The 11,737-nt window shown below is 68.6% G+C and carries 7 protein-coding genes; 5 read left to right on the top strand and 2 right to left on the bottom strand.

Annotation, left to right across the window (positions count from 1 at the left end):
- Positions 1-44: 44 nt before the first annotated feature.
- Complete coding sequence (locus D7V77_RS19425) at positions 45-6,401, top strand: FG-GAP-like repeat-containing protein (protein WP_158624440.1); 6,357 nt, start codon at positions 45-47, stop codon at positions 6,399-6,401.
- A gap of 48 nt (positions 6,402-6,449) precedes the next feature.
- On the opposite strand, the gene D7V77_RS19430 is transcribed toward D7V77_RS19425, so the two are convergent.
- A complete protein-coding gene (locus D7V77_RS19430; protein WP_147452102.1) occupies positions 6,450-8,042 on the bottom strand; it encodes an ADYC domain-containing protein in 1,593 nt (530 codons plus the stop codon).
- A 204-nt stretch (positions 8,043-8,246) separates the two neighbouring features.
- A complete protein-coding gene (locus D7V77_RS19435) occupies positions 8,247-8,894 on the bottom strand; it encodes a hypothetical protein (protein WP_120577782.1) in 648 nt (215 codons plus the stop codon).
- Between the two features lie 233 nt (positions 8,895-9,127).
- Between D7V77_RS19435 and D7V77_RS19440 the strand changes: the two genes are divergently transcribed.
- From D7V77_RS19440 to D7V77_RS19450, 4 genes are all read left to right on the top strand, one after another.
- On the top strand, positions 9,128-9,724 hold the full coding sequence (locus tag D7V77_RS19440) for a hypothetical protein (RefSeq protein ID WP_233597108.1): 597 nt from the start codon (positions 9,128-9,130) through the stop codon (positions 9,722-9,724).
- Positions 9,702-9,884 (top strand): hypothetical protein, encoded by a 183-nt coding sequence (locus tag D7V77_RS44800; RefSeq protein ID WP_233597109.1) that lies wholly within the window; start codon positions 9,702-9,704, stop codon positions 9,882-9,884. Before D7V77_RS19440 ends, D7V77_RS44800 begins: the two co-directional genes overlap by 23 nt.
- The gene (locus D7V77_RS19445) at positions 9,881-11,332 is read left to right on the top strand and encodes a putative metal-binding motif-containing protein (protein WP_120577783.1); all 1,452 of its coding nucleotides are present in this window, start codon (positions 9,881-9,883) and stop codon (positions 11,330-11,332) included. The genes D7V77_RS44800 and D7V77_RS19445 overlap by 4 nt, the downstream gene beginning before the upstream one ends.
- Positions 11,333-11,561: 229 nt before the next feature.
- On the top strand, positions 11,562-11,737 hold a 176-nt coding region (locus tag D7V77_RS19450), incomplete at its 3' end, for a transposase (RefSeq protein ID WP_233596729.1).

Genomic DNA, 11,737 nt, shown 5'->3' on the forward strand with positions numbered 1-11,737 from the left:
CCCCCGGAGCCTCACGTGGACGCAGATGGCGAGCTTCTCTCCTCGTGGGCGCGCTCGCGTCCCTTCCGCTGCTCCACTGTGCTCCCGCCCCCGCGAGCCCGCACCCGGTCGCGGCCCAGGCGGCCTCGCTGGGCCTTCCGTCCGATACGGTCCTGGCGACGGAGACGGTGAACGGGTTGGCCGTGGGGACACTCCCTGGACAGGGGCTGGTCCGCCATAGCGGCACGGCGGCCTACTCCATCCCGTTGTGGGTGCCGGACGGCCGCGCGGGCATTCAGCCCGGCCTGGCGCTCCAGTACGACAGCGGCGTGGGCAACGGGGAACTGGGCGTGGGCTGGTCGCTGTCGGGCCTGTCGCGCATCACCCGCTGCCGCCGGACCACCCTCCACGAGGGCGCGGACCGGGAGATCCGGTTCGACAACGGCGACGCGGGCGACCGCTTCTGCCTGGATGGTCAGCGGCTGGTGCTGACGGGCGGGCCCACGGGGACCGCCAGCCCCTACGGCGGCCACCAGTCCGAGTACCGCACCGAGCAGGATGCCCACATCAAGGTCGTGTCCTTCAGCCCCGACGCGCGAGGTCCCACGTCCTTCAAGGTCTTCCTGAAGGACGGCCGCATCCTGACGATGGGCGGGGGCGTCAACGCCTCGCTGGAGGGCCCGCGCGCGAGCGTGACGCTGAGCTACCAGAGCCCCTCCGTGCCGCGCTTCTACACGACGGACTACAGCCAGCAGGTCCGCTGGGCGTGGGGCGTCTCGCGAGTGGAGGACCGCTCCGGGAACTACCTCCGGGTGGACTACCGCCTCCAATCCCACCCGAGCGATCCCTCCGCCATCGAGCAGCTCCCGGACCGCATCGACTACACGGCCTCCACGGCGGATCCGCAGGGCACGACGACGCGGTCGGTCCGGTTCCAGTACGAGGCGCGGCCCGACCCGAGCGACGCCTTCGTCGGCGGGCTCAAGCAGAAGCACACCCAGCGGCTGAAGCGCATCGAGATGTGGGGCCCGAACCCGGCGACGACGGGCCTGCTGCGCTCCTACACCCTGACCTATGGCCTGGCCACGCTCAGCCAGCGAAGCCGGCTGGACGCGGTGCAGGAGTGTGATGGCGCGGGCGTCTGTCTGCCTCGCACGCGCTTCACCTGGACCCCGGGGGACGCGACCTTCACGGAGATCGACACGAACATCGCCCACAGCGAGGGCCACCTGCTCACGGGCGACATCAACGGAGACGGGCGCGACGACCTCATCCAGGGCGCGTCGTTCTTCTTCCTGAGTACGGGGACCGGCATCGACGCCACGCCCCGCACCGTGAAGTACTACGACAGCCTTTGCCCCGACGGAGAGGAGCGGTACCTGGACATCGACGGGGATGACCGGCTGGAGCTGGTCATCACCGGGAAGAAGTTGTCATCGCTCGGCGGCTATCAGTACCGGAACTGCCTCTACCGTCCCACGGCCTCCGGTTCCCCCACGGCGTTCGAGTTCGTCGACGACCCGCAGGAGCCCTGGGTTCACCAGGCCCGTGGCCTGTACGTGCTCGACCTGAACGGCGACGGCTTCGCGGAGTGGGTTCGGGGCGTGGGTGCCTACGGGCAGGGTGGCACGCCGGGGCAGACGCTGGGCTACCGGTTGAACAACGCGGGCACGCTCGCCAGCTACGTGACGACGACGCCGCGGCACGAGAACAACGTCCGGGGTTACGCCGTGGACGTGAACGGCAGCGGGAAGTCGAGCCTGCTGCTCCGCTCCACGGGCGTGGGCTTCCAGGCGTACGGGCTGGAAGGCACGACGAACACCGTGGTGACGCAGCCGCTGTCGCTCGCCCAGGACGACGGCAAGCAGTACTACTTCGCGGACGTCACGGGCGACGGCCTGATGGACGCCGTGGCCGCGCAGGTGGGGCAGGGGCAGCTGCGCGTCGCGGTGAACACGGGACATGGCTTCGCCGAACCGGTGGCCTGGAACGTGGGCGCCCAGAACCACACGGTGGGGACGCTCAACCTGGATGACTCGGGCGTCCGGGTCGTGGACTACAACGGCGATGGCCGGCATGACCTGCTGCTGATGGGCGGGAGCTCGGATCCGCTGGCGCCCACGCTGCCGCGAAAGGTCACCGTGCTCGTGTCGACGGGCACGGGCTTCACGCAAGTCCGGCTGCCGTTCATGGTGGGCAGTCAGTTCCCCGGCACCGCCACCGAGCCCGCGGGTTGGGACTGGTCCAACGTGCTGGACGTGAACGGCGACGGACAGCTGGACTTCGTCCAGGTCGTCAACGGCACCCTCCACGTCTACGTGCGCCAGGGAACGCCCGGCGACCTGCTCACGCGCGTGGATGACGGCCTGGATGCGTTCGAGCGCTTCGAGTACGCGCCGCTGTCGGACGCCAGCGTCTACACTCCGGCGCAGAGCTGCGCGTATCCCACGCGGTGCGCACGCACGGGGCTGTGGCTGGTGCGGGTCCACGAACAGGACTCGGGGCTCACCCAGCCTCGCGCCATGAAGTTCACCTACCAGGATGGCCGCTTTGACCGGAAGGGACGCGGCTGGCTGGGGTTCGCCCGGCGCGTCGAGCAGGATCTGCTCCGCCTGTCGACCCGCACCGCGACGTACGACAACGTCACGCGCGAGGGCACGTTCTACGTGAAGGCCGGGCTCCCGCTGGAGCTGCGGACCGTGATCCCCTTGGAGGACGGCGGCACCTACGAAGTGGTGACCTCCAGCACCTACAAGGCGGACTCCCGTCACGGCGGCAAGGTGCTGGACGTGTACCCGGAGACGCTGGCCTGGCAGGAGAAGGAGGGCGGCTATCTGCTGTTCCAGGGCCAGAAGACGCGGGCCCAGGATGCCTACGGCAACGTGACGAGCCTGGAGGAGCTCACGGACGAAGTCGTCAGCGGTGCCGCCAGTGGGAACCGCTACCGGATGCTCACGACCGCGCAGTTCGACACCTCCGAGTCGGACTGGCTCATCAGCCAGCAGCGGCGGCTCAGCCAGACCGACACCGTCCTGGACGGAGGGACGCGGACGCGGGTCGTCGAGCACGACTACTCCCCGGCAACGGGGCTGCTCCATCGGACGCGGGTGGAACCGACGGCGCCCGCGGGCGTCGTCGACGGTGGTTCGGAGATGCTGCTCACGACGACGTACGAGCGGGACGCGGGCTTCGGGCTCGTCTCCGCCGTGGTGTCGGAGGGCTCGGGCCAGGTCCGCACCGAGCGCATCGCCTACGACGACCTCGACCAGACGTACCCGAAGACGTTCACCAACGCGCTGGGGCACACGCAGGAGGTCGCCCGTCATCCGGGGCTCGGGGTGGTGGGGGCCGTGCAGGATCCGAACGGGGTCCAGGTGAAGTACCGGTATGACGGGCTGGGCCGGCTGCGCTTCGAGGACTCGCCCGACTCCGCGGACGTGACGTACAGCCACCTGGCGGATGCGACAGGCCGGCCGAAGGTCTCCGCTTCCGTGAAGACGGGGCCCACCACGTCGCGGAGCGCGGAGCTCACCTACGACCGGCTGGGGCGGGAGGTGCTCCGCCGCTGGCAGGGATTCGACGGGGCGTATGTCGTCATGGAGCAGGTCTACGACGCGAAGGGGCGCCCGGTGTCGCGGGCCCTGCCGCACCTGGAGTCCGCGCCCGCGGCGTCGTTCACCAGCACGTACGACAACCTGGATCGTCCGCTGCGGGAGCAGCACCCGGACGGCACGTTCAAGGAGCGCAGGTTCTCTGGCCGCTACGTCACCAGCTTCGATGAGAAGCGGAACACCACGGTCCTCCAGTTCGACGACCTGAAGCGCGTGAGCGGCAGCGCCGACTTCGAGTTGGAGGGCGGCGGGCCCGGTGTCTACACGTATTACACCTACGGCCCCTTTGGAGTGACGACGGGCGTCCGGCAGCCTGGCGGCGTGAACATCACGTCCTTCGAATACGACGTGCGCGGACGCCGGATCCGCATGGTTGATCCGGACGCGGGCGATCGCCGGTTCAACTTCAACGCGTTCGGGGAGCTGAAGGACACGCGTGACGCGATGAGCGCGCTGACCACGTACACGCGAGATGCCCTGGGACGGATTACCCAGGTGGACAAGTCCGACGGCCGCTCCAACTTCACCTGGGACACCGCGCTCCATGGCATTGGCAAGGTGGCGGTGAGCACCAACGCCAGCCATTACGCGGTGGTCCGGATGGAGACGACGTTCGACGCGCTGTCCCGGCCGAAGCAGACCTCGTGGATCGCCAACAACCTGGGCTTCCTCGCGGACATCGACCGGTCCTACGACGCCTATGGCCGACTCCAGACCCTGACCTATCCCGCCGTGACAGGCAGGGCACGGCTCCAGGTGGAGCGCCTGTACAACGACCGTGGCTACCTCCGCGCGGTGCAGGACCCGGCCAACCAGCATGTCTACTGGGAGGCTCAGGCCTACAACGCCCATGGCCAGCTCACGGCCGAGCGGATGGGCAACACCGCGGAGACGGTTCGACAGTACGACCTTGACGGGAAGGTCCGATCCATCCGGACCACCCTGGGACTGACGACACTCCAGGACCTGGCCTACACGTACGAGTCCAACGGCAACCTGTCCCAACGCGAGGACCTGTTGGCCCAGACGGTGGAGAACTTCACCTACGACCGGTTGGATCGACTGACGACCTGGAAGGTGGCGCAGGGCGGAAGCCTGTCCGAGCTGCGCTACCACCATGCACCGAACGGCAACCTCCTGGACCGGACGGTGGTGTCCGGCCCGGGCTCCACGGTGACGTATGGGTATGGCGCGGGAGCCGGCCCGCACGCCGTGACGAGCATGACCCAGGGAGGCGTGACATCGTCGTACAGCTACGACGCCAACGGCCGGCAGCTCACGGGGGCGGGGCGGCAGGTGTCCTATACGTCGTTCGACCTTCCTTCCTCCCTCACCGTGGGTGGCCAGCCGACGCTGTATTTCTACGACGCGAACCGGCGGCGGGTGGGCAGGTCCACGCAGGGCAGCACGACGGATCAGACGCTGTACGCGGGCGAGGTCTACGAGCAGCGGCGGAAGAGCTCCACCGTCGAACACGTCTTCAAGATCCACGGCGCGGACCGGCAGGTGGCGCAGGTGGTCTGGACGCAGAGTGGCGGCACCTTCCAGCCGGACCGGGAGCTGTTCCTGCATGTGGACCCGTTGGGCTCCACGGAGACCGTCACCAACGCGCAGGGGGCCGTGGAGGAGCGGATGAAGTTCGATCCCTTCGGGAGCCGCCGCTCACCGACGTCGCTCACCACGCCTATCTCGCCGCCCTTGGGTGCCGTGCACCTGGGCTTCACGGGACACGAGCCGGACGCGGAGTCGGGGCTCATCAACATGAAGGGACGCATGTATGACCCCGTGCTGGGCCGGTTCCTCAGCGCGGATCCGCACGTCACGTATCCGCGCTTCGGGCAGTCGTACAACCGGTACAGCTATGTCTTGAACAACCCGCTCGCGTTCGTGGATCCGACGGGGTTGGACTCGACCGGGCCGGGAGGAGACGGCTCATCGGGCGGGGGAGATGGTTCCTCAGGCCCCGGTTCGTCCTCGGGAGGCGGGAGCTATTCTGGCGGCGGTGCGACCTATGGGCCGCAAGGCGATGGCTCCCGTGGGTGGGGGGAGACGTCAACCGTCACGGGGCCCAGCACCAGCTGCGGAGGGTGTGGGCGCGGGAGGGGCGCCGAGGCCGACTCGGATCCGGCAGGCAAGGAGAGCTCCAGCGACGACAGCGGGGTGAACATGTCCGTGGAGGTCACACCCGAAGAGGCTTGGTTGTTGAATGGGAGCGGGGGACCCATTGCCCCGCTGACCGCGAATCCCCGGGGGCCCTCTCCGATGGCGGTCGTTCCGGACGTGACCCTGACGCAGTCCGAGCGGGTGGCGAGCTGGGCCTGGGCGTTCGAGATTGCCTTCTCCTGGGCCACGGGCACGGGGGCCCGGGACCTTCAGTTCGACGCGGACTCCGTCCCCGTGAAGGCCATGCGTGAAAGCCAGTCCTATCTCAGCGCCCGCAATGAATGGATGGAGGCCGTGGACATGGCGGGAGGCAAGTATCATCCCATGCGGGTCCAGGGGCACAATGACATGCACGGTGTGTTCGCGTTTGTCATTGGCCACTACCGCGCGACCTTCAGCCCGAACCCGGACGGGAAGACGATGACGGTCACACTCTTCAACCGGTCCTCGTGGACGTCCTACCTGCACAAGGCCTTCAAGGGAGCCTTCGAACCGCCGAACGAGGCGCCGAACTGGGAGCGCAGTGAAAGCGAAGGCACCAACTGGAGCATCGAAGGGTATGAGGTCTGGGGGATGCCCTTCTCCAACATCTACCAGACGTTCTCCTGGCAGGAGCCACTGCCACCGATGAGTGATCTCTCTCAGTAGATCCATCCGCCGGGCCCCCGTGACGGGGACCCGGCGGTGGAGCCTGTCTCAGAGGTCGCGGCCCGGCAGCTGTCCCACCGCGGGCAGGAAGCCCAGGTCCCGGACGAGGACGAACCCGGCCGGGGCCTGCGTGGACGTGGCGAAGACGCCCACCAGCTGCGCGTGCTTCCACAGCTTCAGCGGCCGCCGTTGACCCGGGCTGTCGCTGTCCACGGCGCTGTACAGGAAGCCCTCGATGCCTTGGTCCCCGTTCACCATCTTGAGCGAGTAGCCGGAGGCGCCGTCACAGGTGGACGTGTCGGTCAGCAGATAGCGTCCATGGGTGTTGGCGCAGCGGTACAGCGGCTTGATGAGGTTGCCCATGCGCTTGCGGATGTTCGTGGGCAGCTTCGGGGTGAGCAGGGGCCCTTCCATGCGCAGCGCGCCGAACGACGTCGCATCCGCTACCCCGTTGCCATCCAGGTCCGGCGAATATCCGGACACGTCCGCGCCACCGGGATGTTCCTGGAGGTCCACCGTCACCGAGGTCGTCGTCAGGTAGCCCGTCTCCCCGCTCTTGAAGCCCACCAGCGCCTGGTCGATGAAGAGCGAGTAGGACACGAGCATCGTGGCCGTGCCCATGTTCGACACGTTCCAATCCTCGCAGGGCCGCAGCATCCGGCTGGGCTGCATGACCGCGCGGTTCACGCACGTTGCCTCCAGCGACAGCGTGTCCCAGCGCGCCTTGCCCAGACACACGGGGCGGACCTCGCCGCAATCACTCATCTCCCAGATGGCTTCCAGTGCGTAGCCTTCGGTGCCAACCGTCTTGGGCAGGCGTCCGCCGGGGCTCATCGCCACCGCGGCCTGCGGTCCCCTGAAGGAGATGGGCGTCCCGTCCAGCGTGTTGCTGCGGCCCTCGCTGCAGTAGTCCGCCCGGGCCATGCGCGTGCACAGTTGGTGGTACGCGAGCGCCTGGCCCTCCGGGTACTCCGTGGCCCAGGGCGGGTACCCCCAGTCGACGCACTTGGCGATGACGCCGCCGCCCACGAAGAACGGTTGGGACGCGGAGCCCTCGTTCTTTGGCGCGCACGCGAAGGTGAAGTAGTCCGGGTTGCGGATCAGGTCGCCGCCCGCGGACCAGGCGTGGGGCACGGGAATCGCGAAGCCGCTGCCGGTGGGACACAGCGGCTCGGGCCGCTTGTCCTCCGTGGACGCCGTCACGCGGTACTCCCAGCGCGCCTTGCCCGCGTAGAGGTTTTCCGGAGTGCACTCCGCCGTGGGCGGCGTGATGTCCTCGTGACAGCGGGCCTCCGCGATGACGAGCTTCACCGTGCGGCCCTCGAACGGCGCCTGGAACGTCGTGTTCACCAGCGAGTGTCCCTCCAGGAACCGCGCCGCCACGGGAGGATTTCCGCCCGAGCAGCCCTGCGCCGTGATGACCCGGCCGTTCAACGTCAACGCCTTGGCCGGCGCGCACGTCACGCCAGCGGGGGGCTCTGGCACCTCCACGGTCGCCAGCGGGATGTTGATGGATTCGAAGCGCCCCGTGCCGTGCAGCTGCGTGCCCTGCGCGCTGTTGCTGGGCGGCGGCTCCGCGCTCGCGCCCGCGGCCGTCAACATCACCGCGCCCAACAACGCGCGCCTCCAGGTCGTCACCATGTGTCCGTCGCTCCCCGCGTTCATGCGGCTTCACGGCGGCGCCCCAACGCGTCCCCCGCAATCACATGAACGCTGGAGCTGTCGGAAATTCGCGCTGGCAACACGGTTTCGTGGACGTGTGCAAACCTTGCCGTGCATGCAAGGTTTGCACGGTCGCGCGCGCGTCCGGATGTGCAAACCTTGCACCTCCGGACGGCACTCACTTCAGCAGGGGTTGCCTTCGAAGACCTCCGCGCCCGCGCGCACGCGGATCCGGGTCGAGCCGTTCTGCGTCGCGATGCCGGTCACCCGCACCTTGGTGTAGACCGAGCCCGAGCTGTCGGGGACGTAGAAGCGCAGCTTGCAGGAGCCCGGAAGCCCGAAGATCGGCGGAGTCCAGACGCCCGAGCCGCTCACCGTGCCAATTGTTTCCCACGCGGTGTTGACGATTCCCCAGGCGTCTCCGGAAACGAAGAGGGCGTTGCAGGCGGACTGGGTGGTGGGCGCCGTCGCCGGGACGGCCTCCACGTAGGCGCGGGACGGCCTGCCCCCGATGTTCGTCACGTCGACCACGAAGCGGTCCGTGCACGAAGGCTGCCCGTACGTGGCGTCATTCGACGTCGCGTAGACAGGGACGTAGCCCGTCTTGCGGCAGTTCCAGACATAGGGAACCGTCGCGCCGTCCGGCTGCGCCAGCACGGTGCTGCTGGTCAGGCACGGGAGGACCGGGGGGAGGGTGATGCCCAGCGCCTCGCTGGTGCCGCCAACCTCCGCCTCCTGCCCTGGCAACGGGGTCTCTTCCTCCAGCGGACCGCCACAGGCGGTGACGAGCGAGGCGGTGACCAGGAGAGCGGCGGACGAGGTGAAGCGCATGGGACGACTCCGGAAAGGGGCGAGGAAGAACAACGGTGTGTTGCGCCCCGTGCTGTTACGTCCCGTGCCGCGCATATTCCCCCACCATTTCCACGGCCTTTTCAGGCCCAGGGCGTGAAGGGGCCACGCACCTTCCAGACGGGGGGTCCAGTTCCAATGCCAAACACTCCGTGGAATCAAAACAGCACGGCACGGAACTCCGGGCCTGGAGTCGGGAGGTATCTTCCGTACCTATGGACCTGCGAATCGTGCTCGGCGTCTCGTTGATGCTGGCGTCGCCCGCTTGGGGCCAGCCCGTGGTCTCCCCGGGCCCTGACTTCCAGGCCCGGATGTCCGCCGCGTCCCGGGCCTACGAGGATCTCGACTACGAGCATTCGCTCGAGCAGCTCGACTCGGCGAAGGCCGTGGCGCGCGACGGTGGAGAGCGGGGCAGGGTGGCCATCCTCCGGGGCATCGTGCTCGCGGACCTGGGGCGTCGTCAGGAGTCACTGGCCGCCTTCAAGGAGGGATTGTCGCTGCTGCCTGATGCGAGCCTTCCGGTGAAGGTGTCCCCCAAGGTGTCACGTGACTTCGAGGAGGTGCGCCGGAACGTGCAGCGGGAGCTGGCGCGCAACCCCCGGCCGCCTCCGGGCGCGCCGGTCGCGATAGCGGATGTGCAGCCGGAGCCCGCTCCGTCACCTGGACTCGTGCCGGCACCGGCGCGGGAGGAGGTGCGCCGCACGCCGGTGCTTCCGCTGGCCTTGCTGGGGGGAGGCGTGGTGCTCGGGGGGCATTGGGAGCTACGTGGGCCTCCAGTCGCGGAGCAACGTGAACGCCGCGCGCGAGGATGACTTCTACAGCGACCGGACGGCGCACCTGGACAGCGCGCGGGGACAGGCGCTCGCGGCCAACATCCTGCTGGGCGCGGCCGTCACCGCCGCGGCCGGCGCGGCCATCACCTGGCTGCTCACGGGCGATTCGCCGTCGCCGCGGACGGAGGTCTCTCCATGAAGCGCGCCGTGGCCGTGGGACTCGGACTGCTCTGCATCACCTGCACGGTGCCGGACATCGAGGAACTCGAAGCGGAGCGCCCCAGCGGATGCGACGCGAGCCATCCCTGCCATGTCCAGGTGCGGCTGACCTACGACGGCTTCCGTCCAGGCTGCGTCACGCTGCGAGTGGTGGACGCGGAGGATGCCTCCAGGACCTTCGAGCTGTCGGTGCCCGAAGGCGCGGGCGAGACAGGCTTCGTGCGTCGCACCGGGTGGAGCGACACGGTGAAGGTGACAGCCTCCGCCCGCGAGCGCTCGTGCGCGGGGCAGGAGGTGGCCACTGCGTCCACGCAGGTGGAGGTTCCCGAGGAGGACACCGCCAGCGTCGAGCTGACGTTGAGCGCGCTTGACGAAGATGGGGATGGCTACGTGAGCACCGCCACCCGGGGGACGGACTGTGACGACCACTCCGTCTCCATCTCCCCGGGGGTGGAGGAGCGCTGCGACTTCCTGGACAACAACTGTGACGGCCGCCAGGACCCGGCGCCCGTCTGTGAAGGCGTCGACTGGAGGACGACCGAGCGCTTCCCTCTAGCGACCTTCCGGGACGTGGCGCCCCATGCACGCGGTCAGGCCTGGCTCGTGAGCAACAACAACGACGTGCTCGACCACGTTCGTTGGCAGACCGATGGTGGCTTTGACGTACAGCCATTCACCGACTGCCACGGAGCCTGGTCCACCGCGTGGGCGCGGCCGAGCGACGGGCATGTGTTCATGGGCTCCTGGATGGGGCAGTTCGCCACGCGGTCGCTTGTCGCCGCAGAGCCCTGCACGCTGACGTCCTTTGACGGGGGAGGGGCGGCCATCCAGGACCTAGTGGGCTTCGAGGCGGACGGAGGCACGACGCTCTACGCGGTGAGCGAGACCGGGGACATCCTCCGCTGGGACTATCCGGCGGAGCCCCAGCGGGTGGAGCACGTGGACGCGGACCTTCGCTCCATCCACTGCCTCGACCCTCGAACGCTCATCACCGTGGGTACCAACGGCAAAGGGCCTGTCGCGTACCACGTCAACGCGGATGGAGGTCCGTGGTTGCGGGAGCCGCTGCCACAGTTGATCTCGGGGCAGGACGCCCTGCAGGCCGTGCACGTGGTGGCGCCGGGCCTGGCCTACGCGGGCGGAGCCCAGGGGCTGTTCCTGGAGCGTGCGGCGGGCACCTGGAGCACGAAGCCGACGTATCCCATCTACGTGGATGGTGGCGTCGCACCCGACCTGCTGGACGTGGTGTCCTTCGGACAGGGCGTCGTCTTCGCGCACCTGGACTCGGACGACCTCGTCCGCTTCGACGGAGTGGCGTGGCAGGACTTCCTCTTCGGCACCCAGGGCTTCACGACCCTGGAGGGGCTGTCGTCGGACGAGCTGTGGAGCGCCACCGAGGATGGGACCGGGTTCTACTGGGGACCCTAAGCCAACCGGAGTAATTCCGTTCAGGGGTACGCTGCGTTGGTGATGAGCAGCGTGCGCCGGAAGAGGCCCCAGCAGGGCGTGCGGCTAACTGCCGGGCAGCGGCGCCTCCTGACAGGGCTGCTCCGCCGCGGCGGGCAGCAGGGAGTGGCGCTGCGTGCCGCGGCTCTCCTGTCCTCCGCCCCAGGGATTCCTGAGACACCTTTCTGGGGGATAGCCTCCCCCTCGTGAGGTGGATGTGAAGAAGCAGAAGCAGGACAGGACGGCAGAGCGCGGTCGGTTCTCGGCGAAGCGGAAGAAGGAGGCCGTGCTCCGTCTGCTCAAGGGCGAGGAGCTCGACGCCCTCTCCCGAGAGTTGGGCGTCACGGCAGCGGTGCTGAGCGAGTGGCGGGAGAAGTTCCTGGCTGG

Source organism: Corallococcus sp. CA041A (assembly GCF_003612075.1).
GTDB lineage: Bacteria > Myxococcota > Myxococcia > Myxococcales > Myxococcaceae > Corallococcus > Corallococcus exiguus.